We start from the raw sequence: 26,059 nt of genomic DNA, 5'->3' as shown, positions 1-26,059 counted from the left end.
GGCGGGTTTCGGCAGGCCTTGCTTGCTCCACCAACGCGTGGCGGCCTGGCGACCGCTGCCGCCGATCCTTGGGGCTCGGTTTCAACTCGCCGCGCTCGCTCCTCCGCCGGTCAGTTCTCAACTCGGCACGCTCTCGCAGCGGCATCCGGTCCATGCCGGAATCGCCCGGACAATACTCCAAATGGTTGATTACACCCGCAGTTCTTGCCCTATAAATCAGACGTCTGTACGATGGCGTCAAGGGGGTGAAAATGATCTACGACGAACGTCTGAGAACGACAATGCAATTCGCTGCCGACGGTCGGCGGCCGTTCCTCGTCGAGTTCGCTCGGATGGGGTCGTTGGCCCAGCGCACTGCCCATCTGGCGCGGCTCGACGTGGACGAGACCTGGCTCGGACTCCTCGCTTCGCTCACCAGCGAGCTGCCACTGCACGATTCGGATTCTGCAACGGGTCTGGGACCTGATCTGCTGGCAGCGGCCGCAGCGCCCCCGAGCGCATTCCCAGGCTTGGCCCACGAACCGGCTGCGATCGGCTCGGAGGAGCAGCGCCGCGAGACCGCACTGGGACTTGCCCAGCTGATCGGACAGCTGGATCGGGTGGCCGCCTGGGCCGGCGCACGGCAGGCAGCAGCGATGGCGGCCTTGGCCCGACCAGGGGTTGCCGTACCCGTCGGCGATCTGCTGGACGCTGTCACCCAGGGCAGGTCAGGAGGGCCGCTAGGTACTGACAGCGCTGATGCGCTCCGCAGCAGCGACTTCGAGGCCGAGACCTGGCAGGAAGTCTCCGTCAGCGGTGATCCGGTCTGGGACGACGCTGTGCAGGAGCAAGCCGCCCGCATCGCCGCCGCCGAAGTCGGCGCACAGCTCGCCTGGGCGCCGTCCACTGCCCGATCGCGGATGGCCGAGTCGACCGACGTCGTCGATGCACTGCCGCGCGCCCACCAGCTGTGGTCCCTGGGACGGCTCGACAGATCTCGGGTCATGGTGCTCGCCGATCGGACCCGCGATCTCGATCCTGCCGCTCGCGAACTGGTCGAGGAGCAGCTGTTGGACGACGGCGGGGCCGTAGTGCGCGCGAAGACGCCCGCACGGGTCCGCGCACTCGTCGATCGCTGCGCCGCAGCGCTCGACCCCGAGGCGATCCGGCGGCGACAGGAACGCGCACGACAGGACCGAGATGTGTTCGTCAGTCCTCGCGATGACGGAATGAGCAGATTCTCTGCCGACGTCGCCACACCGGTCGCTGTGCTCGCGCGAGCCGTGATCGACTGTGTCGCCAAGGATCTGCCGTCGGAGCGATCCATCGGTCAGCGTCGCGCCGACGTGTTCGCCGACATCTTCACTCGCCTCGCCGCAGACGGGCATGTGGATCTGCGGCGCGACCCCGACCCCTCGACCAGCAACTGCCCGGCCGCCGGCCAGCAACAGCCGACTGACAGACCCGACATCCCCACCAACGACTCCACGACGGTCGGCACATCCAGTCTCGACGCACCGAACGCTGACACCCGTTCAGAAGACACCCCGGTCCTGCCGCCGGACTGGGAGCGGATCGACTCCGGGGTCACCGTCGTCGTCGATGCCTCGACGCTCGCCGGAGTGGATCTGGCCGACACCGCCAGCGTCGAGGGCGCACTGCTCGGCAGCCATCCCGCACTGCCCGAGGAACTGGTCACGGCACTCGCACGGTCCGCCCGCCGGGTGCGCATTGCCGTGAAGGGAGCGACCATGGACGCCGGCTCCGACGCGTGCGCCTCCGGCTGCGCGTCGGCGGCGACCAACCTCGCCCTCGGTGCCGACGTCTACCGGCCCTCCGCCAAGCTGGCCGAGCAGCTTTTGCTACGGGACAGGGTCTGCCGCTTCCCCGGCTGTCGCCACCCCGCGCGGGCGTGCGACCTGGACCACCGGGTGCCCTTCGCCGAGGGCGGCCCGACAACGGCCGAGAACATGGACGCACTCTGTCGTTTCCACCATCGGCTGAAGACCTTCACCGGCTGGCGCGCAGTTCGTGCACCCGGAAACTGCCTGACTTGGACTACCCCGCTCGGCGCCGTGATCGCTGACGACCCCGAACTGGTGTCTGCGCCAGGGATGACGCCACCGCGCCCACCCGGACCATCGAGCCCGCTCGACGATCCGCCGCCGTTCTGATCCCCGCCGCACTCAGAACGGCAGCCCGCCACGCTCCCAGGTCTTCTTCCAGTCCAGCACGTGCTTCTCGTAGGCGGACTGCGCGCCGAAGTCGCTTCCCGCGAACGGCCGTTCCAGGTAGTGCACCTCGTCATGATCGGGTCCACGCGGATCCACCCGCACCAGTGCCAGTCGGTAGTCATCGCCCATGTTCAGCGAATGGATCACCTGGGTGTGGGAGATCGAGAAGTCGGTGCTGCCCGCGATCCGCGATTTCACCTCGATGTGGATCGGCCGGCCGTTCCGGAACGACAGCACGTCGTAGCCCTTGTTGTGGTGCGCCTGCTCCTCCGGGACTGCGCCGAGCGCCCGCTCCGCTGCCAGCACCGCGTCAACCCCACGCCGATCCACCGCCTCGCGGTCGGCCACCGACACCGCATTCGGCTGCGGCGCAGCGTTTTCCCACGAGGCGGGAACCACCAGGGCAGCCGCCACCACCCGCGGGCTCCTCGCTGTCAGCTTCTCCTGGGCGCTGATCTGCACACTCCGCCGCCGCAGTCGCTCATCCAGATCGTTCCCTTTGCGCTGCAACGATTCCGGAGTCTCGCGCACCGCCAGCCCGCGGGAGGCCCGATCCGCTGCTTCCCACGATGCAGCCGTCAGCCGGTTGACCTCCGACGACAGACGAGCAGTCACCGCCTCCCGGGTGCGCTGCAGCTGCGGCAGCCGACGACTCCGAATCTCGGCCAGGAACTCCGGGAGAGCACCACCGATCACAGCGTCCACCACAGCACGTTCCACGCCTGTCCACCGGCCGTCGGACCGCGCTGCTCGCACCGGCTCCGAATCCGCCGCCTCCTCGAGATCCAGATAGGGCGCATCCCCCAACGGCTCCACCCGACCGTCTGCATCGGCCCACAGATAGCCGAACCGCACCGCCGGCACCGAACCTGCCTGGTCGACGACCTCCAAGCGGACCCCGACCAACAGACGCGGCTCCTGCAGCGCCTCGGACACCAGCACGGTCCCGCGCTCCAGCACCGACCCCCACGATCGGATCGCCGTGTCGAGCACCTCGTCGTGCAGAGGATGCCCAGGTGCCAGCAGCTCTGCTCGGGCCCCCGAAGCCGGGGCCACCTGCTGCTGGTCGAAAGTCACCCGCTCAAAGCGACTGGCGATGGCACGGCCCGGCTGCGCCCGCAGCGCTGCCGGCACGTGGGTGATCTCGAAGCGACCGCTCTCCCGCCGGACCAGCCGGCCACCCAGCCGCCCGAAGATCCCCCGGAACGCCTGCGCGATGTAGAACGGTTCGAGCTTGCGGCCCTTCGCCTCCGCCATCTCGCGCCGCATCCGCTCCAGCTCCTCTGCCGACATCGGCGGCGCGGCGATCGACCGTTCCCGCACGAGTTCCGCGAGCCCCGCCGCGACCGAGGCATCGATCTGCTGATGCATCCGGGCGCGGACCTCGGGCCGATCGCCGTACTGGATCGCGTCGAGCAGCAGCTCGCGCAGCGGACGCTCGGCGAACGCGGCCCCGAGTACGTCGAAAACTTTGCTGCCGTAGGCGATCCGCTGCTCGTCGATCTTCTCGAGCAACCGGTCGAAGACCTCACCCTCCCGGGTGTTCACCGCGACGAGGTTCCACAGCCGACACACCTCGCGCTGACCGATCCGGTGGATCCGCCCGAACCGCTGCTCCAACCGGTTCGGGTTCCACGGCAGGTCGTAGTTCACCATCAGGTGCGCCACCTGCAGGTTCAGACCTTCACCCGCCGCATCCGTGGCGACCAGCACCCGGCACTCGGGGTTGTGGGTGAACTCGGCCGTCACCCGTCGACGCTCCGGCCTGCTGACGCCGCCGTGGATCACTTCCACCGCAACCGGATCGCCCAGCAGTTGGACGATCCGTCGGCGCAGATACTCCAGGGTGTCCCGGTGTTCGGTGAACACGATGATCTTGCGTGCGTGGCTGGAACCCTCGTCGGCCCCTCCGGCCGTGCGCTGAGCGAGGATCTCGGCATCGAGGATCGTCCGCAGCTCCCCCCACTTGCGATCCGTTCCGACATCGCGCACCCGGCGGGATTCGGCGGCGAGGTCACGCAGGACCATGAGTTCGGCCTCGACCTCCTGGGCCGTCCGGGCCGCGGTCGCGGCGTCGACCACAGCGTCCTCGGCTTCCTCGACCTCGGCCGCGGTGAAGCCATCAGCATCACCGTCGAAGGCAGATCTCGCTGCGCCGAACTCGCCCGCGCTCATGGGTTCCCGGACGACTCCCGCCAGCAGATCGGCCCGGAGCCTCTCGAGGCGCCCGACCCTGCGTTCCAGGGACCGCATGATCGCCTCCGGGCTGGAGGCCAACCGCCGCTGCAGAACCGTCAGGGCGAACCCGACGGTGCGGGCACGTCCGTCGTCGAGACGTTGGGCACGGTTCATCTCGGTGCGCACGTAGGTGGTGACCGATTCGTAGAGCTCCGCCTCCGCGTCGGTGAGCTCGTACCGCACGGTCTGGGCGATGCGTTCGGGAAACAGCGGAGTGCCCTCGAAGGTGAGCAGGTCTTCCTTGATCATCCGGCGCATCAGACCGTCGGTGCTGCGGTCGTGCACGCCGGGGACGTACGCACCTGCGAATCGATCGGGGTCCAGCAGCGTGAGGAACAGCTGGAAGTCCTCCTCCTTGCCGGCGTGTGGGGTCGCCGTCATCAGCAGCAGGTGACGGGTGCGCTCGGCCAGCCGCTCACCCAGCTCGAACCGTTTGGTCCGCGTCACCTCACCGCCGTAGTAGTGCGCTGCCATCCGGTGGGCTTCGTCGACCACCACCAGATCCCACGCAGCCTCGTCCAGATCGGCGTTGATCCGCTCGTTGCGGACCAGCTGGTCCATGCGCGCGATCACCAGCGGATGTTCTTCGAACACCGATCCGGATGCTTCGGCGGCCATGGTGGCCGAGAGGATCTCGAACCGGAGGCCGAACTTCTCCCGCAGCTCGTCCTGCCACTGCTCCACCAATCCACCGGGAGCGACGATCAGGCACCTGCGGACGTCGTCGCGCAGGATCAACTCCTTGATGTACAGCCCCGCCATGATGGTCTTCCCGGCTCCGGGATCGTCCGCCAGCAGGAATCGCAACGGCGCACCCTCGATGAGCGGGCCGTAGACCGCGCGGATCTGGTGCGGAAGCGGCTCGACCTCACTGGAGGTGACGGCACCCATCCCTCGGGTGCTGGCCGCCGATCGGATCCGCCAGGCCTCCGCTACCAGCCGGAACTCCTCGGCGCTGGCATCGAAGCCGCGGGTCGGTCGCTCGACGACCTCCCAGCCCTGGACGTCGGCGCCGAAGGCGATCAGTTCGCCGATCGCCCCCGCCGGCGTCGCGTAGGTCAGGCGGACGGCATCCGAGCTGATCCGCTCGACGGCACGCACCACGATCTCGGTGTCGACCAACACCGAACGCAGCACCTGGTGCGGGCGCAGCTCCTCGAGTTCCATGCTCCCCCGATCAGCGCAGATCTCGCGCCGGCACGCGATGTCGCGACAATACCCAACCTGTTGGGCGGACTCCTCGGACGCTGCTCGACAGGCTGGAACGATGCCCACCCGCCGCGCCGTCGAGCAGGCGGCACGGGCGGCAGAGCACCTCGGCAACCGGGTGCGTGAGTACCGCGAAGCTCATGGCCTGACCCAGGAGCAACTGGCCGAGCGAGCCGGCATCAGCCGCAATCAGGTCCAGAACATCGAACACTCTCGCAACAACTCACGTGATGCCGATGGCCGCCAGGGCTCGGGCAACCCGCGACTCGACACGGTGTTCGCTCTCGCAGATGCACTCAACATCGAGGTGTCCGAACTGCTCGGCGACGTGGCCCGGCACTGACCGCTCCGATCCGTTCCCACGAGCGAGCCAGACCCGCTCGAGCTCAGTCCTCGGCGCGCCGTCGCCGCCGCGGCTCTCCAGTGTTGGCTCCCAGGGAGGCGAGCAGATCGGCCACCGACGTCCTGGTGCCGTCGTTCTCGTGTCCACCCGCGGCAGCAGTCTCGTCCGGCGCAGTCTCGTCCGGCGCAGTCTCGTCCGGCGCAGTCTCGTCCGGCGCAGTCTCGTCCGGCGCAGTCTCGTCCGGCGCAGTCTCGTCCGGCGCAGTCTCGTCCGGCGCAGTCTCGTCCGGCGCAGTCTCGTCCGGCGCAGTCTCGTCCGGCGCAGTCTCGTCCGGCGCAGTCTCGTCCGGCGCAGTCTCCTCCGACGCAGTCTCGTCCGGCGCAGTCTCGTCCGACGCAGAGTCGCTCAGCTCAGCGACCGGCCGGGCAACCGGTTCCGGCTGACCGACCAGTTCGGCAGCAACCGGCAAGGCCGCACCGGGTGGCCACGGCATCGGTTCCGGACCGCGGGCGACCACTGAGAACGCGCCGCGCAACACCGGAGCCTGCCGCTCGCTCTCGCCGCGCTGCCGCCCGAATCGCTGGGCATCCTCCTGCGCGCGACGCTCCCGCTCCTGTTCACGCCGTTCCCGCTCGACCCGCTCCTGCTCAGCTCGCTCCTGGGCCAGCTGCTGCTGCAGAGCCGCTGCCTCGGCATCCCGACGTCCCCGGTCCTGCCGATCGGTCTCCGTCTGCCGCGCCGCCGCAGCGGCGCGGGCGTTCTGCTCGGCCCTGGCGATCGACGCCGCCCTGGCCGCCTCGGAGTCCCGTTCGCTCGTGACCTTGCGCAGTTGCTCCTCGCGCTGGGTCACCAGCATCTGCGCAGCCTCCTCTGCCGGTTCCCTGGCACGACGCTCGCTCTCGGCCTCTGCCACAGCGGCCCGCGCTGCTTCCTCCGCCGTCGCTCTGGCCGTGCGCTCGGCCTCGGCCGTCGTGATAGCTTCCTGACGTTCACGGGTCAACCGCTCAGCAGTCTCCCGCGCGGTCTTCTCCGCCGCCTCGCGCTCGTGCTGTTCGCGAGCCGCGCGGGCGTCCCTGTCCTGCTCGGCCTGCTGCTGCTCCTGCCGCGCCTTCACGTGCGCCTGTTCCTGCTCGCGTGCCCGCTCAGCAGCCCGCCGCCGCGCATCGGCATCCGCCGCCACCGCGGCCGCGGCCTGCTGCACGTCATGGCGGTGACGGCTCGCCCAGGCCGCGGCCGGCGCCTCGCTGCGGACGACCGGGTGCACGCCACCGCCACCCCCGCCACCGACAACCCCGCCACCGATGCGCGCAGGCTCGGGCCTCCGGGCCGGCACGCCGGCCGACTCGGTTGCGGCCCGGGCATGCGCGTCGTCGACCAGCTCGGCCTCGATCGTCTCGTCATCGGGCGCTGTGTCCTCGGGTGCTGTGTCCACGTGCGCTGAGTCCTGCGCGCGTTGCAGAGCAGCACGCTGCACGCCGGTGAGCCGGCCGCGCTGACCGTCACCCAGCCCACGCACCCTGGTGGACTCGGCCGACAGGGTCAACCGCTCCACCAGCAGGTCGCCACCGAGCAGGGAACTGAGCGTCTCGGTCAGCCGATCCAGCTGCTCGCGCAGTCCCTTGATCTCCTGGGTGTGCTGCGTCTCGACCTCGCTGCGCACCTGCTGGCTCAACGACAGCTCGAACTCACGTCGCGCCGTCACCTCGCGGTGCAGCTCCAGCTCGTAGGTGCGGGTGATCTCGGCTTCCCGCTGTACAACGGCCTTCGTCTCGCTCCGCGCCTTGGCCACCGCGAAGGCCGTCATGAGCGCCGCCCACACCGCCAGCAGCACACCCATCCGCAGCCAGCGGTCGTCGTCCGGATACAGGAACACCATCACCACCGCGACGGCGGCGAACAGAAATCCGGAGATGAGCAGCAGCCGCAACGACAGAGGGCTCGACCCGCGACGGCGCGGTGTCGCTGACGTGGTCATGTCTCGGGAGAATACCGGCCGTGCGGGTCGCCAACGGGTTCCCCCGGCGCCCGGCAGCTGCGTTCCAGGAACAACCCTCCCCCGGTCAGCACCAGTGCGCACACCACACCGATCACCGCAGCAGTCCGGTCCTGACCTGCTGCGGCCACCAACGCCGCAGATGGCACCACGTGCACCAGGATGCCGACGAACAACCCGACCACGGCGGCTCCGGCCAGCGCTGTGGCCTTGGCCACTGCCAGCACCCGGGCAACCATCAGCGGCTCCAGCGGACGCCGTCGAACGGCCGCCGGATCCAGCGTGCCCCCGGTCCGCTCGGCTGCCCGCTCGGCGATCCGACGACGCAACCCGATCCCGAAGGCGAGCTCGCCGATACCGATCAACGCAGCCGGTACGCCGGCGGCGGCGGGCAGCGCCGGGATGCGTTGGTAGTTCCACACCAGCAGCAGTTTCACCGCCACCGCTGCGATCACGGCCACGATCGCCAGGTCACGCCAGCGGGTCAGACCCAGCCCGGAGCCTGCGGGAGCCCCGCTCATCGCAGCTGGCCAACCCGTTCGATGTCGGAGACATCGAGCCCGACGATCAGTTGCTCGATCGGTCCGTGACCGGGCAGCTCTGCGGCCGGATCGATCTCCGCCCACGGCACCAGGACGAATGCCCGCTCGTGCGCGAGCGGGTGCGGGATCGTCAGCGTCGCGTCCGAGAACTCCAGCTCGCCGACGACCACCACGTCTGCATCGAGGGTGCGCGGCCCCCAACGCACCTCGCGGGTCCGTCCGGCGGTCTCCTCCAGCTCGTGGCAGCGCCGCAACCAGAAATGTGGGTCGTCAGCAGCGTCCTGCGAGCTGGTGCAGAGCACTGCGATGTTCAGGAAGTCGTCCTGGTCGACACCTCCCCACGGTGGCGTCCGGTACAGCGACGACACCGCACGCACCTCGACGCCGAGCTGCTCTACGGCATCGGCCAGGAAATGCCGACTGTCGCCGATGTTCGACCCCAACGACAGCACCGCGTCGCTCATCCGGCCTCGCTCCCTGCTGTGCTGCCGGTCGCCCAGCCACGACCACCGCGAACAGACCGACGGGCCGTCACCGCGACATCGGCGAAGTCCATCGGGATCGGCGCCCCGGGTTTGTGCACGGTCACCTCGACCGCGTGCAGGCCGTGGCTCGGTCCGAACCTGTCCAGCACGCCGTCCGCGATCTCGGCCGCGACCGTCTCGATGAGATCCCGCGGCTCCCCGGCGACCACCGCGCCGGCCAGCTCGGCCAGCTCGGCGTAGTTCACCGTCCGCGTCAGGTCGTCCGTCTCTGCGGCCGGGGCGAGGTCCAGCCACACGGTGACGTCGACGACGAAGTCCTGGCCGTCCCGCTTCTCGTGCTCGAAGACGCCGTGATGGCCACGGACCTTCAGCCCCGTCAACATGATCCGGTCAGCCATGGGTCACTCTCCCGAACAGGTAGGGGCCGTCGCCGACCAACGGTGCCGGCGGGGTGTCTCGGGTCAGCGTGCGCAGCAGTCCCGGTCCCCGAACGGCAGCAGCGACGGCGAGCGCGTCCCTGGTCGGTCGTGGGGCGTGCACGCGTACCCCCCAGACTCCGGCCTCGCCCACGAGGGCCGAGGAGACGGCGGTGGCAACGTCACGCTCTGCGGGCGGCCGGGGTACCGCATCCGCATCGGCCAACAGTTCCCCCAGGAAGCGCTTGCGGGATGTCCCGACGAGCACCGGCAGTCCGAGCTCGACGAGCACCTCCAGGTGGGTCAACAGCGTCCAGTTGTGGCCACCGGACTTGGCGAAGCCCAACCCGGGATCCAGCACCAGCGCGCGCTCGTCGACGCCGGCCTGCAGTGCCCGCTCCACCTGCCGCAGCAACTCGTCCCGAACCTCGGTCACGACGTTCCGGTAGTCGGCCATTCCAGCCATCTGCGCACTGCGGCCACGCCAGTGCATGAGCACCCACGGCACCCCGGCGGCTGCGACGACGGCGGCCATCCGCGGATCGGCGAGGCCGCCCGAGACGTCGTTCACCAGCGCCGCACCGGCTTCGATCGCCGCTTCCGCCACCGTGGACCGGGTCGTGTCGACGGAGCAGATGATGCCCTCGCCCGCGAGCTCGGCGATCACCGGCAGCACCCTGGCCAGCTCCTGCTCGACCGGCACCCGATGGGCGCCGGGTCTGGTCGACTCACCGCCGACGTCGACCAGGTCGGCGCCCTCGGTCACCAGCTGTCGGCCGTGTTCCAGCGCACTCGCTGTGGTGGCGAACTGACCGCCGTCGGAGAAGGAGTCGGGGGTGACGTTGAGGATTCCCATCACCCACGGCCGCGGTGCGAAAGCCACGAACGGGCGAGCCGGCGACGATGCGCCGTCGGTCATCGCCCGGTGATGAGGCTCATGGCCTCGGCTCTCGTGCTGGCCTGCGATTGCAGGATCCCCCGCACCGCGGAAGTGGTGGTCACCGCTCCGGGCTTGCGGATCCCCCGCATGGCCATGCACAGGTGCTCTGCCTCGACCACCACGATCACTCCGGCCGGCTGCAACCTGCGCACCATGGCATCTGCGATCTCGGTGGTGAGCCGCTCCTGCACCTGCGGACGCTTCGCGTACCCGTCCACCAGTCGCGCCAATTTCGACAGGCCCGTCACCCGGCCGTTGCGCCCGGGGATGTACCCGACGTGGGCCTTGCCGAAGAACGGCACCAGGTGGTGTTCGCAGGTGGAGTACATGTCGATGTCGCGCATCAGCACGAGCTCCGAGTGCCGCTCCTCGAACTGCGTGAGCAGCACCTCGTCCGGCTCGCTGTACAGCCCGGAGAACTGCTCGGCGTAAGCATTCGCAACCCGGCGGGGGGTGTCGAGCAGGCCGGCGCGTTCCGGGTCCTCGCCGACAGCGAGGAGCAGTTCCCGGACCGCCGCCTCAGCGCGCTCGTGGTCGAAGACGCGCTCTGCCGTCCCCGGACGGGAGTCGGGCGCTCGCCCGTCCGAGTTCTCGCGGACTCCGGACACCGTCACCGCTCGTCTCCAGGCGCCGCCCAGGGGTCGGCCGGGGGATCGGCGGGCGGCTGCGGCTGCGGCTGGCCGTGCTGACCGGACCCGTGCTGACCGTTCTGACCCTGCCCGTTCTGACCCTGACCGTTCTGACCCTGACCGTTCTGACCGTTGCTCTGGTACGGAGCGCCGTTCTGTGGCGGCCGAGGCTGACCGTTGCCCTGGTGCAGACTACCCTGGTGACCCGACGACGGCTGGCCGGGCGCACTGTTCGGACCTCGCTGCCCGCCCTGCCACGGCGGCGGACCCAGCGGGCCCGAGACGACGCCACCGTTCCAGTTCGGCGGCGGCTGGTAGCCGGGCCCCGGGGGCGGCGGAGCACCGTACGGGCGATAGGGCTGCTGCCCGGTCGGCGGACCGTACTGGCCCGGCTGGCCCTGCTGCTGCGGCGCCGATGCCACCGGAACCTTCTGCAGCACAGGCGGTTCGGGCAACGGCTCACCGCGTTCGATGGCCAGCTCGCGCGGCGTCTTGATCGGCGGCCGATCGCTCGGCAGCCGCTCGCCCCACTCGTCGAAGGCGGTGATGCGCGGCCGCTTCTCGACGCCGCGGAAGATTTCCTCGAGGTCCTTGCGGTCCAGCGTCTCCTTCTCGAGCAGCTTGCCGGCCAACACGTCGAGGATGTCGCGGTAGGTGTTGAGCACCTCGTAGGCCTCGGTGTGCGCAGCCTCGATCAGTGCCCGCACCGCATGGTCGATCTCCGAGCCGACCTCGGTGGAGTAGTCGGGGCCGTGCCCGTAGGTGCGACCCAGGAATGGCTCGTCATCACCCGTCCCGTACTTGACGGCCCCGAGCTTGGCGCTCATCCCGTACTCGGTGACCATGGCGCGGGCGATCTTTGTCGCCTGGGCGATGTCCGAGGACGCGCCCGTGGTCGGCTCGGCGAAGACCAGCTCCTCCGCGGCGCGGCCACCCATGGCCATCACCAGGCGGTTGATCATCTCGGACCGCGTCATCAGCTGCTTGTCGTCCTCGGGGACGACGAGGGCATGGCCACCGGTCCGTCCACGCGGCAGAATCGTGACCTTGTAGACCGGCTCGAGACCGGGCATCGCCCACGCCGCCAACGCGTGACCACCCTCGTGGTAGGCGGTGATCTTGCGTTCGTGCTCGGAGATCACCCGACCCTTGCGGGCCGGCCCACCGACGACACGGTCGACGGATTCTTCAAGGGCCTCGTTGGTGATCTGCGTGCCGTGGGTGCGCGCGGTGAGCAGCGCGGCCTCGTTGATCACGTTCGCGAGATCGGCGCCGGACATCCCGACGGTGCGCTTGGCCAGTGAGGTGAAGTCGACGCCGGCGGCGAACGGCTTGCCGCGCGAGTGCACCGCCAGCACGGCCTCGCGGCCGCGCAGGTCGGGTGCGGAGACGGGGACCTGGCGGTCGAAGCGACCGGGCCGCAGCAGCGCGGGGTCCAGGATGTCGGGCCGGTTGGTGGCCGCGATCAGGATGACGCCGCCCTTGGTGTCGAAGCCGTCCATCTCCACCAGCAGCTGGTTGAGCGTCTGTTCGCGTTCGTCGTGGCCGCCGCCCATGCCGGCGCCGCGGTGCCGGCCGACGGCGTCGATCTCGTCGATGAACACGATCGACGGCGCGTTGGCCTTGGCCTGCTCGAACAGATCGCGCACCCGGGAAGCGCCGACACCGACGAACATCTCGACGAAGTCCGAGCCGGAGATCGTGTAGAACGGCACCCCTGCCTCGCCGGCGACCGCGCGGGCGAGCAGCGTCTTACCCGTTCCGGGTGGGCCGTAGAGCAGCACGCCCTTCGGGATCTTGGCGCCCAGGGCCTGGTAGCGCCCCGGGTTCTGCAGGAAGTCCCGGATCTCGTCGAGCTCCTCCACGGCCTCGTCCGCGCCGGCGACGTCGGCGAACTTGGTGGCCGGCATGTCCTTGGTCAACAACTTCGCCTTGGACTTGCCGAACGACATCACCTTGTTGCCGCCACCCTGCGCGTTGTTCATCATCCACAGGAAGAACACCAGGATGAGCGCAACCGGGATCAGGTACAGCAGGATCGAGAACAGCGCGGACTCGCTGGTCACCTCGGTGTCGTACTTGTCGGCGCCGGAGACCTTCACGGCGTCGAAGACCTGGTCGACGGACCCGGCGGGGTACTGGGCGATGATCTTGGTCGCGCCGTCGACAGGCGTCTTCAGCGTCAGCCGCAGGCGCTGTTCCTTGTCGTCGACGGTCACCTCGCTGACGTTCTTGTTCGTCAGCTGGGTGAGGGCGACAGAGGTGCTCTCCTGCTTGAACCCGCGTGTCTCGTCCGAGAGGAAGCTGTACAGCAGGTAGACGAACAGCAGCACGAGGATCCACAGCAGTGGCGACTTGAGTAGTTTCTTACGGTCCATCGGTGAGCGGCCGGCGGGCGGCCTCGACCCTCCCTGATATCGGAACCCCGGGAGTGAGGTCCCGGATCGACGCTGGATCTTTCGATCGTCGGATCAACGATTTCTTGACCAGCGGTCGGTGGATCAACTCAGACTATCGTCCCACGGTTCCCGCGGGTCCTCGCTGAGTTCGCGCAGAGCACAGCCAAGGATGGCCGGACCCACCGGGACGGCCTGTCCCGCCGTGCCCTGTGCCGGATTTCTCTTCGATGCGGATGCGCTGATCGACTCAGCTGTACATGTGCTCGGCGAGCAGACCCACGAACGGCAGATCGCGGTACCGCTCGGCGAAGTCGAGGCCGTACCCGACGACGAACTCCGTGGGGATGTCGAAGCCGATGTAGCGGACGTCGACGTCCACCTTGAGCGCCGCCGGCTTGCGCAGCAACGTGCAGACCTCGATCGACGCCGGTCCCCTGGATTCCAGGTTGCGGACCAACCACGACAGGGTGAGACCGGAGTCGATGATGTCCTCGACGATCACGACACGCCGGCCGGCGATGTCGGAGTCGAGGTCCTTCAGGATCCGCACGACGCCGGAGCTGGTGGTGGACGATCCGTAGGACGAGACCGCCATGAACTCCATGTGGGACGGGATGGGGAGTGCCCTGGCGAAGTCGGTGGTGAACATCACTGCGCCCTTGAGGACGCAGACCAGCAATGGAGGTTCACTCCCCTGCTGCGCCGCGCCGACGGCCTGCGCCAGCTCGATGATCTTGGCCTGCAACGTCTCGGAGTCGATCAGTACCGCGGCGAGTTCCCCGGGATACCCGTGCGCGGCACCGGGGTCGGCTCCGTCCGGGGTGATGCGGACGGCATCTTCGGAGGTCAGGACGGTGGTGAGACCAGCGGTCGCGTCGGACACGGCGTCATCCTCACGGCAGGGGGCACAGCGGACGGGGAACGCAGCAGTTCGTTCGGCTACGACACGCTCCCTGCACAGCCTGCCATCCCCGGACCGGGCCGGTGTCCACGGGTCGGCGAGCTCCTGCTGACGCACCGGGAACCGGGCTGGGCGTAGGACCGTCGCACCCGGGTACCGCACCGGTGCAGGTGAGGGCCCCGCCGCCCGCCAGGGAGAGGACAGCACGCCATGACGCAGCCACCCGATCAGTGGGGCGGGCAGTGGGGCGCCCAGCCCGGGGGACCGCCGGATCCGTACCAGCAGGGCGGCTACCAGCAGAACCCCGGCCAGCAGGGCGGCTTTCCGCCGGATCCGTACCAGCAGAGCCCCGGCCAGCAGAACCCGTATCAGCAGAACCCATATCAGCAGGGTGGATATCAGCAGAACCCGTACCTGCCCGGCGGCCCCTACCCGCTGCCCGGAGGACGACGCCGGGGTCTCGTCATCGGCCTGAGCGCCGCACTCGTCGTGTTGATCGTGGGCGCTGTCGTCACGATCCTGCTGGTGAACAAGGACGACCCGAAGAACGCGGGCGGCCCACAGGTCCCGACCACCGCCGCGCCCTACCCGAGCCCCATTCCCCCGAGCAACCCGACCTCCGTGAATCCGTCCACCGACCAACCCACCACCGACCAAACCACCACCGACCAAACCACCACCACCACCACCGGAACTTCCACCGGAACCTCCACCGACGAACCCACCACCACCGGAACCTCCACTGCAGTGGGCGACCAGAAAGCCGTGATCGCGGCGAACCAGTCGTTCTGGGCAGCGGTGAAGGCCGCCGACTACGACAAGGTCGCCGACCTGACCTGTCGGCAGTACCGGTCGAAGCTTCCGGACGCGCTGGAGCGCTACCTGAACGGCCGGGAGAAGGACTTGAAGGTCACGATCAAGGGCGCAACCATCACCGGCACGTCGGCACGGGTGCAGGAGACGGTCGCCTTCCCGGGCGAGAAGACCGACACCGCCCCCTGGGACATGAAGTTCGAGAGCGGCGGCTGGCTGGTGTGCGACAACTGAGCCGGCGCCATCACCGCACCACGGGTACCAACTGCAGCACTCCGTCCGTCACCGTCAGGTCGATCCCACCCGGCAACCGGACCTGCGCTCCCGGCACCGACCGCTGGATCAGAACGCTGTCGATCCGCTCGTAGTGATCGGCGGTCAACTCGCCGATCTTGTTGTGCTGCAACCACCTCCGGAGCACCCGCCGCCGGAGTGCGGCGGCCAGCGGCACCAGTCCGCCCACCGTCGGGGCCGGGTTGCACAGTCCGGCATGCAGCGAGGCCGCCAGCTCGTCGAGGGCGACGAGGTCGTCGTCGATGAGTGCTGCGGTCCTGGCCAGTGCTGCAGTGACCCCGCCGCCCAGCACCTGCTCGAGCAGCGGCATCACCTCGTGGCGCAGCCGGACGCGGGTGTAACGCGGATCCGCATTGTGCGGGTCGATCCAGAACTCGAGTCCTGCTGCGCGGCAGCTCGCCTCGGTGTCCCTGCGCAGCACGTCCAGCAGGGGTCGCCCGAACGGCGCCCGCCATGCCCGCATACCGGCGATCGATCGGGGGCCGGAGCCTCGCCCGAGACCCAGCAGCACGGTCTCCGCCTGATCGTCCATGGTGTGCGCCAACAGGATCGGGGCCGCGGGGCCGCACTCGTCGGCGACGGAGCGCAGAGCGGCCAGCCGGGCAGTCCTGGCCGCCGCCTCCGGGCCACCCGCGGCACCCACGTCGACCGTTCGCAGCAGCACCGTCCCGAAACCCCTGTGCCGCAACAGCTCAGCTGTCCGATCGGCCCTTTCGGCGGAACCGGATTGCAGGCCGTGATCCACCGTGACGGCGACGGCGCGATCGCCGGCACGCTGCTGGACAGCGAGCGCCAGCGCCAGCGAGTCGGCTCCGCCGGACACCCCGACGACCACCGGGCCGGTCGGGGCGTACCGCGCGAGCCAGTCGGTCACGGCCACGTCGACCGGATCCCGGGCTGTGCCGCTCACGAGAGGACGCGCTGCGCCCACGCCTCCGGATCGGCGATCTCGTCCCGGGTCGGCAGCGTCTCCGGCGACGTCCAGACCTGGTTGAACGCTGCCATCCCGTGGGCGCCGACGACGGCCGAGACGAACTTCTCGCCCTTGACGTACTGCGACATCTTGACGTCCATGCCCAGCAGGGAACGCAGCAGTCGGTCCATCGGCGAAGACCCCTTGCGGCGACGCTCGGTGAACGAGCGCCGGATCGCACCGACCGACGGGATCACCCGCGGGCCGACGGCATCCATCACGTGATCGGCGTGACCCTCCAGCAGCGTCATCAGCGCCATCACCTCATCGAAGATCTCGCGCTGCGCAGGCGTCTGGACCCGTTCGATCCAGCTCTCCCCGGTCGCCGCGTTCCGACCGAGCGCCGACCGCAGACGCCGGACCAGCTCACCGGCGTCCAGATCGGCAGCCTCGCCGAACTGCCGAGTGAGGTCGCGGAAGTACTCGCGCAGCCACGGCACTGCGGTGAACTGCAGCCGGTGGGTGCTCTCGTGCAGGCAGACCCACATCCGGAAGTCGGTCGGGTCGGCCTGCAACTCTCGCTCGACCTTGACGATGTTGGGGGCGACCAGCAGGAGCCGGCCCTCTCCGACCACCGGGTCGAACTGGCCGAGCACCTTGCCGGAGAGGAATCCGAGAACCGCGCCGACCTGGGAACCGCCCACACTCGAGACTTTCTGCGGCCGGTCCGACCCACGCTGGAGTCGACGCTCGAGCGGCTCGGTGAGCAGCGCCATCCCCTCTGCGGTCGCCGCCACCCAGCCGGGACGGTCCACGACGTGGGCCTGCGCCACCGGCAAACCGGCACCCAAACCCGTCACCTCGCGCACCGTGAGTTCGGCGACGGCCGACAGCGTGCGGAGTTCGTCGACGACCTGGCCGGCCTCGGCCGGCGTCAGGCGGGGCCCGAGCGGCGCCAACCGGGCGCCGGTGCGCACGGCGCCGGCCCAGTCGACCACCGAAGCGCTCACCGGCATCCGCACTGGCGCAGCGTGGCGGCGAACCAGTCCTGCGCCGCGCGGGTCCCACCGACGTCATTGCCGGAGATCGAGGCGTTGGTGATCAACGAGAACACCAACAACCGGCCGTCCTTGTCCGGTACGTAGCCGGCGATGGCCAGTGTCGAGTTCAGCGAGCCGGTCTTGGCCCGCACCCAGCCGCGACCGGCAGCCGAACGGTCGTCGTCGAAGCGCTGGTGACTGGGGTCCGACCCGAGCGTCCCGGTCAGGCCGGCCACCGGCAGACCGCTGAGCAGATACCGCAGGGCGGGCACCTTGCCGGACACCGCAACCGCCAGGATTCGCGCGAGCGCGTCGGGACTGACCCGGTCCTTGTCGCTCATCCCGCTGCCGTCGTAGTTGGTGATGCCGTCCAACGGGATGCCCATGTCCTGCAGGGCGACACGTGTCGCGGCGGTCGCGCCGACGAACGAGCGCGCCGTCCCCTTGGCAGCCGCGACCTCCCGTAGCAAGGCCTCGGCGAGCACGTTGTCGGAGTTGATCAGCGCCTGCGAGACCAGGATCGACAGCGGCTGCGACTGCACCTGCGCGAGCACCTTCGCATCGGCCGGAGCTGTGCCCTCCACGATCGTCAGTCCGGCGTTGCCCAGGGCCCTGGCGAGCGCCTGGCCGGCAGTCTGCGCGGGAGTACCGGACCTCGGTGAGTTCTCGGCGGACGGATCCTCCCGATCACCGTCGACCATCAGGGCCGACATGTGGGTGATGTAGCCGCCCTTGATGTCGGCCATCTTCCACCCGTCGGCCATGTCCGGGCCGGCCCAGAACGACGTGTCCAACACGATGCGCTTGACGTCGACGCCCGACGCCTTGATCTGGTCGGCCAGGTCGAGGATCGTCGGCGCACCGTCGTACACGCTCTGCACACCGGCGGACGCGGCGGAGAGGGTCACGTCGCCACCGCCGACGAACACGATGTCGCCCGCTTGTGCGCCCTGCACGATGCTAGTGCTCAGCCGTGCGTTCGGATCCTTGACCGACGACAGGAGCGCGGCAGCGGTGAGCAACTTCTGCGTCGAACCCGGGAGCTCCGGGGCGGTCGAGTTGTTGCCGAACAGCGCTTTTCCCGTCGTGGCGTCCAACACCTGCCAGGAAGAATCGGCCATCCCCGGATCGGCCAGGGTCTGGGCGAGCGCAGTCTGCAGCCCTGCCTCGTCCGGGACAACTGCGGACTGCCGCAGCGGCGCGATGGCCGGCTTCGGCTTGATCGGCGGCGGATCGGCGACGCCGGGGGCCGAGGTCTGCACGGTCTGGGTGGTCTCCCCACCATCGGCCGCACCGCTGCTCCGATCGGCCGTCAGGAACCAGTAAGTGCCCAGGCCGAGCGCAGCCACCACCGCGAGTACGACCACGGAGACGACCATCGTCCTGATCCGACCGCCGCCGCCCGGTGCCCGTCGATTTCCGCTCACGTCGTCCTCTCGTCCTGCCGCCCTGGCCTGTCCACCGGTGGGTGCCGGCAGCGTCGGTGCCGGCGGGTTCCCCCGCGGATGTGACCCCTGCCTCCTCGACAGTCGACGAGGAGGGGACCAGACCTCCCGACAGACTAGAGTCTGGTCAGCGGTGACGGTCTCCCGAGCGTGGGAGCCGCCCGTGGCGGGGACCGACCCGACGGGTCGCGATCGGTGACGTTCGCCCCCGGATCCATGATGAGTTCGCAGCGTCGCGAGGCACATGCCCAGTGACAGAAGGGCAGGTACCCGGTGGACTTCGACGTCCTGATCGAGATTCCCAAGGGGTCTCGCAACAAGTACGAGGTCGATCATCACACCGGCCGTCTGCGCCTGGACCGCACGCTGTTCACCGCCACCCAGTACCCGGCCGACTACGGCTACATCGAGAACACCCTCGGCCAGGACGGCGATCCGCTGGACGCACTGGTCCTGCTGACGGAACCCACCTTCCCCGGATGCCTGGTGATGGCAAGGGCGATCGGGATGTTCCGGATGACCGACGAGAAGGGCCCGGACGACAAGGTCATCTGCGTCGCGTCCAACGATCCCCGTCGCGACTACCTGCAGGACATCGGCGATCTGCCGATCTACGAGCGCCTGGAGATCCAGCACTTCTTCGAGGTCTACAAGGACCTCGAGCCCGGCAAGAGTGTCGAGGGTGCCAACTGGGTCGGTCGCGGCGACGCGGAGACCGAGATCCGCATCTCCTTCGGTCGCGAGGTCAAGCGACTGGCCGCTGAATCCGCGGGAGCCAGCCCGCACGACGCGATCGTCGCCGCAGGCGGGATGGGTCAGCCCACCGTCCAGGACAACGAGCCGACGCCACGTCTGGAACTGTGAGTTCTCGCACCATCAACTGTGCCGCCCGCTCAGCTCGAGCGGGCCGGGCGACTCACCAGTTCGAGCTGCCGCCGGTGACCTCGCGCAGCCGTGGCCGGACGTCGACCAGGTAGATCAGGGTGCCGACGATCCCCGCGATCCAGAGGATCGACGACGGTGCGAAGACCGCGAACGGGTAGCTGCCGAAGACCAGCACCACCGCGCAGACTCCGGTGATCGCCATCCAGGCGACCTTCGTCTGCTTGTCCGCAGCGGGGTACGCATCGGGACGCCGCAGCGCAGCGTCGACGAACGCCACCACGCCCGCGAGCAGCCCCGCGAGGCCGATGACGACCTCGACCCAGTACATGATGTCGAGCGAGAAGGTCACGCCGCCAGACTACGTCGAGCCCCTGTCCTGCTCAGCTGCCGGCAGGCGGGGTGGGACGACGGCGCGGCGGACGGGGCGTTCCGGCGGCCGGCGGGACCACATGTTCCGGCAGGGTCGCGGGATCGACCGGCTCGGCGAGCGAGGTCTTTCCAGCCGCAGGCTTACGAGCAACGGCAGGCTTCTTCGGGGCGGCGGGCTTCGGGGCGGCAGCAGGCTTCGCGGCGGCAGCAGGCTTCGCGGCTGCAGGCTTCGTGGCAGCAGGCTTCCTCGCGGCGGCGGGCTCGGGCGTGGTCGCCGCATTCGGAGTCGGGCGCTCGGACTTCGGGAACGGCGCCTTCGCGGCGGCCGCACGTTCGCGCGAGACCTTCTCCGGATCCAGCTTCTCCCCCTCGATCACGGTGCCGGACTCCGGGCCACCGGAGCGCACCTCGGACCAGGCCTTCTCACCACGGTCCACCAGCGAGGCGAAGATGCTGCCGGCCAGCTGCCCGTAGGCCTCGGCGGTCTGCCGCAGGTGCTCCGGCTGCAACTGCTCGCCCACCTCGCTGAACCTGCCCGGCAACTCGTCGGTGAACCGCTGCGCCCTGCCGGGGATGCGCGTCGCCATGCCCTCGAGCTGGTCGGCGAACTCCTTGGCCCGGGCGGGCAGCTCCTGGACCATCTCGGAGACCTTGGCCGGCAGGTCCTCTGCCGCACCGCGCACATCGCCGAGCGCGCCCGAGACGGATCCGCCGACGGTGTCGCCCACCCTGTCCCCGATCGCGCCGGGCGAGCGCGGGAGATCGGCGATCCCCGTCCGCTCGCCGAACTTCTCCAGCAGCTCGACCAGCTGACGTCCGGCGAGATCGGCCGCGCCGATCGCAGCCAGCACGGGTTTGGGCAGGTCGGGCAGTCGATCGGCGAGCCGGGCGGCGAACTGCTCGGCGGCAGCCTGTGCCTTGGCGGTCAGATCGGTGGCGGTGGCCATGGTGTGTCTCCTCATGCTCCGGTGGTGCTCGGTTCGGTGGTTGCAGGTTCGGTGGTTGCAGGTTCGGTGGTAGCTGGTTCGGTGGTTGCTGGTTCGGTGCTTGCTGGTCCGGGTGCTGGGGCGGGTGTTTCCGCGGAGTCGACGAGCGCCCGATAGGTGTCGATCAGGATGCTCTTGTGGCGGTCCGTGAGCAGCGGATCCGCACGGATCGAGTCCTCGACCGGCGAGCCCGGGACCCGCGGTGGGATGACGCCGGCCCGGGTGAGCAGCAGCTCGGCGGAGATCGAGAGGCCGTCGGCGATCTGGGTGATGATCGCGGCGCTCGGACGACGCAGCCCCCGCTCCACCTGGGACAGGTACGGATTGCTGATCCCGGACCGCTGGGCCAGACCACGCAGCGAGAGCTCGGCTGCCTGACGCTGCTCGCGGATGTACCCACCCAGATCGCGGACCTGGTCGAGCACGGGCGTCAGGTCCATCGATGCTCCCCTCCTGCGTTCGATCGGTGATAACTGCTCACCCCACGGTAGGAGCGACTGCTTGCAACTGCAAGCGGCTGTCGGGAACGCCTCCATCACATTCCGGGGAACCGAACGACGACCCAGCGGCGTCGCACCCGCAGACCACGACACCCTGACTGCGGTGTCGACCCGAACGGCCACGAGCAGGGACACGAGGACGATCGAGATGAATCCGTACGCACCGCCGGGACGCAGCGTCCCGCCCCAGCGCGCTCCACAGTTTCCGGCCCGGCAGATTCCGGTCCAGCCGTTCCCGGCCCAACAGTTCCCAACCCAGCAGTGGCCGGCCCAACAGTTCCCCGTCCGACAGGCCTCGGTGCCGTACTGCCCACTGCCCTTCACGGAGGCCCTACGACCTGTGCAGCGGGCTCCGCACCCTGCGCTGATCATCGCCTTCGGCGTGCTGGTCGCCGCCCTGCTGATCACCACCGTTCTGCTGGTGCGCGGCACCTCCGGGTAGGGAGCCGGATGTGGGTGCGAGCTCACCCCAGTAGGGCGTTCGGCCGGTAGCGCGGATGTCGCTCCCGTCGTCAGCTACGGCAGCTCCTCGGGCGGGCCTCCCACTGTCAGGCTGGGCGGGCCGTCCTGCGGGGCAGTCATCGTGGCCTGCACCCCGAGCGCGATCGTGGGTGACCCAGGCCCGTGGCCGAAGCCCAGCTCGCCGATCACCGGGATCCCCAGTGGACCGAGTGCCTCCACCGCCAGGGCCTCGATCTCCGCGACCGGGCTGCACTCGGCCCAGCTTCCCAGCACGACCCCCTGCACCCCGTCGAACCAGCCGGCGCGCAACAGGCTCTGCAGGTAGCCGTCGATCTTGTACGTCTCCTCGGTGACGTCCTCCAGCAGCACGATCGTGTCCGAGTTGTCGACCGGGGGGCGGCTGCGGGCTCCGATCGTCATGGCCAGCAACGACAGGTTGCCGCCGATCGTCATCCCCTGCGCGCTGCCGGCGATCAACGTCCTGGCCGTCGACGCACCGACCGTCCTGGACGGCGACGGATCGAACACCGCCTGCCGCAACTTGCCGTCGGCGGCGGGATCCTCGAGCACTGCCTGGGTGCTGGGCATCGGGGCGAACCAGGTCGGCGCTCCCAGCATCTCCCGGATCCACTCGTGCAACGCGGTGATGTCGGAGCTTCCGAACAGCGGGGTCACGCCGGCCGATCGCATCCGTTCGACGTCCAACCGCTCGAGCGTGCGGATCGAGCCGTACCCTCCGCGCAGACAGAAGATCCCCTCGATCTCCGGGTCGCACCAGGCGTCCTGGATGTCTCGGGCCCGCACCTCGTCCGGCCCCGACAGGTAGTCGGCGCGTGGATGCCGAGCGGTCGCCGACGGCATCACCACCGGCCCCAGACCCCAGTCCCGCAGCATCGCCACCGCAGCCTCCAGCCGCTCCTGCGGAGCGGCACCCGCCGGCGCGATGAGCGCGACCCGCGCACCGGGGCGCAGCGGACCGGGAGCGCGGCGCGCACCGCGGGGCGCCGACGGGCGCGCACCAACGGGTTGTTCGGATCGGACGGGGGTCTCGGTGGCCACCTGGTCATTGTGCGCTCGTCGTCGAGCCATCCTGCGGTGACCCGAGCCTGCGGACGACTCCCGAGATGCGTTCCACATCCTGGGCGCCGCTCGTACGAGATCTGGCCTGCTGCTGACAGATCCCAGCCAGCGGGATCAGCGCTGCTCGGGTATTTGTATCGTAAGCACGCCCCGGCTCGTTCCCACGGGACGGGCACGGGCACCAATGAGAGGGAGCGCGACGTGGACGAGATCCAACAGGGGGAGGTCGTCGAGTTCCTGCGCACCCTGATCCGGTTCGACACCACGAACTGGGGTGACGGGCGGTCGGCGGGCGAGCGCGATGCCGCCGAGTGGATGGCAGCGCAGCTCACCGCTGTCGGATTCGAACCCGAAGTGCTGGCCAGGGCCGACGCCCCCGAACGGGCGAACCTCGTCCTGCGGGTGCCGGGCGCCGACCGCTCGCTGCCGGCGCTGCTGGTGCATGCCCATCTCGACGTGGTTCCCGCAGAACCGGAGCAGTGGACCCGGGATCCGTTCAGCGCGGACATCAGTGACGGCAGGATCTGGGGCCGCGGCGCCCTGGACATGAAGGACATGTGCGCATCGGTCCTGTCGACCCTGCTGCACTGGGGACGCACCGGCGAGCGCCCCACCCGCGACGTGGTGGTGGCCTTCGTGGCCGACGAGGAGGACCGCGGCGAGTTCGGTGCAGCATGGTTGGTGGCGGAGCACCCTGCGCTGTTCGCCGGTGTCGAGGCGGCCGTCGGCGAGAGCGGCGGCAGCCACCGGGCGTTGCCCACTCCGGGTGGAACCGTCGACCTGTTCGCGATCGCCGCGGCCGAACGGGGCACCATGCACATCGTGCTGACTGCGCGCGGACGCTCCGGTCATGCGTCCCGCCCCACCGGTGACGATGCGGTCCGGCGGCTGCTGGATGCCCTGCACCGGATCGCCACCCACGCCTGGCCGATCCACCTGTCCCCCGCCGTCCGCGCATACCTGGACGGCGTCGCGACAGCGCTGGGAATCCCCGCAGACCTGGACAGCGACACCGGCGTGCAGGCATGCGTCGATGCACTCGGCGAGCATGCCGACGTCGCGAAGTTCACCGTGCGCGCCTCCAGCACACCGACCATGGTGACCGCCGGCTATAAGGTCAACGTGATCCCCGGGATCGCCACTGCCGCGGTCGATGTGCGCTGCCCGCCGGGTTTCGAGGAAGCTCTGCCCCCGGCGCTCGCCGCACTCGTCGGGGACGACGTCAGCTTCGAGTTCACCCATTTCGAATCACCGGTCCAGGCCCCGGTCGACAGCCCGTGGTTCGCGGCGATGAGCGCCGCTGTCCGGCGCGCACTGCCTGACGCCCTGGTCGTCCCGTTCTGCATGGGCGGCGGCACCGACGCCAAAGCGTTCTCCCGGTTGGGGATCGCCTGCTACGGCTTCGCGCCGCACGGCCCGGCAGCCCGGGGCAGCTACGGCGACGGGGTGCACGGGGTCGACGAGAACATCAGCATCGACTCGCTACGGTGGGGAGCGACGGTACTGCAGGACTTCCTCACCACGGTCTGAGAGCCGGATCCTGGCCGCCGTGCGATCGGTCGGTGCCCCGCGCATCGTCCGGAACGGAGAACGAACCCATGCGCATCCTGCTCAGCGGAGCACGCGTCTTCGACGGCACCGGCAGCGATCCCGAGCGCGCCGACCTCGTCCTGGACGGCGGGGTGATCACCGAAGTCCTCGCCGACGGCGCGCCGCCCTCCGCGCCGGTCGAGCAGACCCATCACCTCACCGGCCACACGATCCTGCCGGGCCTGATCGACTGCCACGTGCACGCCACCATGTCCGGAGCCGATTCGCTGCGCTTGATGCAGGAGCCGTTCTCCTACCAGTTCTATGCAGCGCAACGGAATCTGGCGAGAACTCTCGATCTGGGCATCACCACGGTGCGGGACGCCGGGGGCGCGGATCTGGGCATGCAGGTTGCCACCACCGAGGGGCTCATCGACGGGCCCGATCTGCGGTTGGCCGTCAGCATCCTCGGCCAGACCGGCGGCCACACCGACGGCTGGAACGTGCACGGCGACGTCGCGCACATCTTCGTGCCGCACCCGGGACGACCCGGCGGCATCGTGGACGGACCGGACGAGATGCGCCGTCGGGTCCGGGAACTGGTGCGGGCCGGCGCGAACGTGATCAAGATCTGCACCACCGGCGGTGTGCTGTCGCCGCGCGACGACCCCCGGCATCCGCAGTTCGCGATGGACGAGCTGGACGTCTGCGTCAGCGAGGCGCGGGCCGCGGGCATCTCGGTGATGGCACATGCGCAGGGCACCCAGGGCATCCTCAACGCGGTCCGGGCCGGGGTGCGCTCGATCGAGCACGGCATCTACGCCGACGATCGCTGCCGCGCCGAGATGCTGGAGCGAGGTACCTGGCTGGTGCCGACCCTGCTGGCGCCGGTGGCCCTGATCCGCTCCATCGATGCTGGGGCCGCTGTCCCGAAAGCCGTGGAGGACAAGGCAAGAGCGGTGGTCGACATCCACCGCGAGGCGGTCGCCGCGGCCATCTCCGACGGTGTCCGGATCGCGATGGGCACCGATGCCGGTGTGTTCGAGCACGGCCTGAACGCCGAGGAACTCGTCCTGATGGTCGACGCCGGGATGACGCCCGCCCAGGCGCTCACCGCAGCCACCTCGAGCGCTGCCGAGCTGCTGGAGCTGCCCGACCGCGGCCGGATCGCGGTCGGCCTGCGCGCCGACCTGGTGGTCGTCGACGGCGATCCGTACGCCGTCGCGACCCACGCCGAACGTGTCCGGATGGTGCTGCAACAGGGGCGCGTGGTGCGCAACAGCCTGCAGGAGTCGCACTGAGCGGATCCGGCCGCACTCCCGGGCGTGCAGGTCCACCGGACCGACTGTCGGCGGAGACACCTACGGTTGCCTCGTGTCAGCCCCGCAGAACCACAACCCTGCCGCGGTGGGGCCTGAGATCGAGCGTCTGGCC

General features: G+C 69.6%; 23 protein-coding genes and 1 pseudogene. 7 read left to right on the top strand and 17 right to left on the bottom strand.

The genetic code is table 11. The annotated features are described in order from the left end of the window. Positions 1–281: 281 nt before the first annotated feature. Positions 282–2,153, top strand: a complete 1,872-nt coding sequence (locus ABLG96_RS05325) for a DUF222 domain-containing protein (RefSeq protein ID WP_353650349.1) — start codon at positions 282–284, stop codon at positions 2,151–2,153. Positions 2,154–2,165: 12 nt separating this feature from the next. Here ABLG96_RS05325 and ABLG96_RS05320 read toward each other — a convergent pair whose 3' ends face one another. Next, on the bottom strand, positions 2,166–5,618 hold the full coding sequence (locus ABLG96_RS05320; RefSeq protein ID WP_353650348.1) for a helicase-related protein: 3,453 nt from the start codon (positions 5,616–5,618) through the stop codon (positions 2,166–2,168). A 100-nt stretch (positions 5,619–5,718) separates the two neighbouring features. On the opposite strand from ABLG96_RS05320, the gene ABLG96_RS05315 reads away from it, so the two are divergent. Continuing rightward, positions 5,719–6,003, top strand: coding sequence for a helix-turn-helix transcriptional regulator (locus ABLG96_RS05315; RefSeq protein WP_353650347.1), 285 nt, complete (start codon positions 5,719–5,721; stop codon positions 6,001–6,003). On the opposite strand, the gene ABLG96_RS05310 is transcribed toward ABLG96_RS05315, so the two are convergent. The 9 genes and pseudogenes from ABLG96_RS05310 to hpt all read right to left on the bottom strand — a co-directional run bounded on the left by ABLG96_RS05310 (position 5,884) and on the right by hpt (position 14,233). Continuing rightward, positions 5,884–6,342, bottom strand: coding sequence for a pentapeptide repeat-containing protein (locus ABLG96_RS05310; protein WP_353651389.1), 459 nt, complete (start codon positions 6,340–6,342; stop codon positions 5,884–5,886). The genes ABLG96_RS05315 and ABLG96_RS05310 overlap by 120 nt on opposite strands. A gap of 1,189 nt (positions 6,343–7,531) precedes the next feature. After that, a pseudogene (locus tag ABLG96_RS05305) lies at positions 7,532–7,840 on the bottom strand (DUF6779 domain-containing protein); the annotation flags it as partial. A 134-nt stretch (positions 7,841–7,974) separates the two neighbouring features. Beyond that, positions 7,975–8,517, bottom strand: a complete 543-nt coding sequence (locus tag ABLG96_RS05300; protein ID WP_353650346.1) for a DUF3180 domain-containing protein — start codon at positions 8,515–8,517, stop codon at positions 7,975–7,977. Next, positions 8,514–9,002 (bottom strand): 2-amino-4-hydroxy-6-hydroxymethyldihydropteridine diphosphokinase, encoded by a 489-nt coding sequence (gene folK / locus ABLG96_RS05295; RefSeq protein ID WP_353650345.1) that lies wholly within the window; start codon positions 9,000–9,002, stop codon positions 8,514–8,516. Before folK ends, ABLG96_RS05300 begins: the two co-directional genes overlap by 4 nt. Further along, a complete protein-coding gene (folB, locus tag ABLG96_RS05290) occupies positions 8,999–9,421 on the bottom strand; it encodes a dihydroneopterin aldolase (RefSeq protein WP_353650344.1) in 423 nt (140 codons plus the stop codon). The genes folK and folB overlap by 4 nt, the downstream gene beginning before the upstream one ends. After that, positions 9,414–10,358, bottom strand: coding sequence for a dihydropteroate synthase (gene folP, locus ABLG96_RS05285; protein WP_353650343.1), 945 nt, complete (start codon positions 10,356–10,358; stop codon positions 9,414–9,416). The genes folB and folP overlap by 8 nt, the downstream gene beginning before the upstream one ends. Continuing rightward, positions 10,355–10,987 carry a GTP cyclohydrolase I FolE gene (folE, locus tag ABLG96_RS05280; RefSeq protein WP_353651388.1) on the bottom strand — a complete coding sequence of 211 codons (633 nt, stop codon included), beginning with the start codon at positions 10,985–10,987 and terminating at the stop codon, positions 10,355–10,357. The genes folP and folE overlap by 4 nt, the downstream gene beginning before the upstream one ends. 2 nt (positions 10,988–10,989) lie before the next feature. After that, positions 10,990–13,386, bottom strand: a complete 2,397-nt coding sequence (gene ftsH / locus ABLG96_RS05275) for an ATP-dependent zinc metalloprotease FtsH (RefSeq protein WP_353650342.1) — start codon at positions 13,384–13,386, stop codon at positions 10,990–10,992. Between the two features lie 268 nt (positions 13,387–13,654). Then, on the bottom strand, positions 13,655–14,233 hold the full coding sequence (hpt, locus tag ABLG96_RS05270; protein ID WP_353651387.1) for a hypoxanthine phosphoribosyltransferase: 579 nt from the start codon (positions 14,231–14,233) through the stop codon (positions 13,655–13,657). A 285-nt stretch (positions 14,234–14,518) separates the two neighbouring features. On the opposite strand from hpt, the gene ABLG96_RS05265 reads away from it, so the two are divergent. After that, positions 14,519–15,355, top strand: a complete 837-nt coding sequence (locus tag ABLG96_RS05265) for a hypothetical protein (RefSeq protein ID WP_353650341.1) — start codon at positions 14,519–14,521, stop codon at positions 15,353–15,355. Positions 15,356–15,365: 10 nt separating this feature from the next. On the opposite strand, the gene tilS is transcribed toward ABLG96_RS05265, so the two are convergent. Genes tilS through dacB form a run of 3 tightly spaced genes read right to left on the bottom strand, consistent with a single transcriptional unit; the run spans position 15,366 to position 18,795 of the window. Beyond that, entirely contained in the window at positions 15,366–16,325 is a 960-nt protein-coding gene (tilS, locus tag ABLG96_RS05260; RefSeq protein WP_353650340.1) for a tRNA lysidine(34) synthetase TilS, read from the bottom strand. Beyond that, complete coding sequence (locus ABLG96_RS05255) at positions 16,322–17,338, bottom strand: zinc-dependent metalloprotease (RefSeq protein WP_353650339.1); 1,017 nt, start codon at positions 17,336–17,338, stop codon at positions 16,322–16,324. Before ABLG96_RS05255 ends, tilS begins: the two co-directional genes overlap by 4 nt. Continuing rightward, complete coding sequence (gene dacB, locus ABLG96_RS05250; protein ID WP_353650338.1) at positions 17,335–18,795, bottom strand: D-alanyl-D-alanine carboxypeptidase/D-alanyl-D-alanine-endopeptidase; 1,461 nt, start codon at positions 18,793–18,795, stop codon at positions 17,335–17,337. Before dacB ends, ABLG96_RS05255 begins: the two co-directional genes overlap by 4 nt. Before the next feature lie 291 nt (positions 18,796–19,086). Between dacB and ABLG96_RS05245 the strand changes: the two genes are divergently transcribed. Then, positions 19,087–19,677 (top strand): inorganic diphosphatase, encoded by a 591-nt coding sequence (locus ABLG96_RS05245; protein WP_353650337.1) that lies wholly within the window; start codon positions 19,087–19,089, stop codon positions 19,675–19,677. A 52-nt stretch (positions 19,678–19,729) separates the two neighbouring features. Here ABLG96_RS05245 and ABLG96_RS05240 read toward each other — a convergent pair whose 3' ends face one another. The 3 genes from ABLG96_RS05240 to ABLG96_RS05230 are packed head-to-tail and all read right to left on the bottom strand — an operon-like array spanning position 19,730 to position 21,493. After that, a complete protein-coding gene (locus ABLG96_RS05240) occupies positions 19,730–20,047 on the bottom strand; it encodes a DUF2516 family protein (protein ID WP_353650336.1) in 318 nt (105 codons plus the stop codon). Positions 20,048–20,078: 31 nt separating this feature from the next. Further along, positions 20,079–21,014, bottom strand: a complete 936-nt coding sequence (locus ABLG96_RS05235) for a hypothetical protein (RefSeq protein ID WP_353650335.1) — start codon at positions 21,012–21,014, stop codon at positions 20,079–20,081. A gap of 11 nt (positions 21,015–21,025) precedes the next feature. Beyond that, on the bottom strand, positions 21,026–21,493 hold the full coding sequence (locus tag ABLG96_RS05230) for a helix-turn-helix domain-containing protein (protein ID WP_353650334.1): 468 nt from the start codon (positions 21,491–21,493) through the stop codon (positions 21,026–21,028). A 208-nt stretch (positions 21,494–21,701) separates the two neighbouring features. Between ABLG96_RS05230 and ABLG96_RS05225 the strand changes: the two genes are divergently transcribed. Further along, positions 21,702–21,995 (top strand): hypothetical protein, encoded by a 294-nt coding sequence (locus ABLG96_RS05225; protein WP_353650333.1) that lies wholly within the window; start codon positions 21,702–21,704, stop codon positions 21,993–21,995. Positions 21,996–22,069: 74 nt separating this feature from the next. On the opposite strand, the gene ABLG96_RS05220 is transcribed toward ABLG96_RS05225, so the two are convergent. Beyond that, entirely contained in the window at positions 22,070–23,074 is a 1,005-nt protein-coding gene (locus ABLG96_RS05220; RefSeq protein WP_353650332.1) for an LD-carboxypeptidase, read from the bottom strand. A 222-nt stretch (positions 23,075–23,296) separates the two neighbouring features. Between ABLG96_RS05220 and ABLG96_RS05215 the strand changes: the two genes are divergently transcribed. After that, positions 23,297–24,625, top strand: coding sequence for a M20/M25/M40 family metallo-hydrolase (locus tag ABLG96_RS05215; RefSeq protein WP_353650331.1), 1,329 nt, complete (start codon positions 23,297–23,299; stop codon positions 24,623–24,625). Positions 24,626–24,693: 68 nt separating this feature from the next. Continuing rightward, positions 24,694–25,926: an amidohydrolase family protein gene (locus ABLG96_RS05210; RefSeq protein WP_353650330.1), complete on the top strand. Its 1,233-nt coding sequence runs from the start codon at positions 24,694–24,696 to the stop codon at positions 25,924–25,926. Positions 25,927–26,059 lie beyond the last annotated feature (133 nt).

This window comes from Nakamurella sp. A5-74 (genome assembly GCF_040438885.1).
GTDB lineage: Bacteria > Actinomycetota > Actinomycetes > Mycobacteriales > Nakamurellaceae > Nakamurella.
Note: the sequence above shows the minus strand (reverse complement) of the source record. Positions and strands in the feature narration are given on the sequence as shown.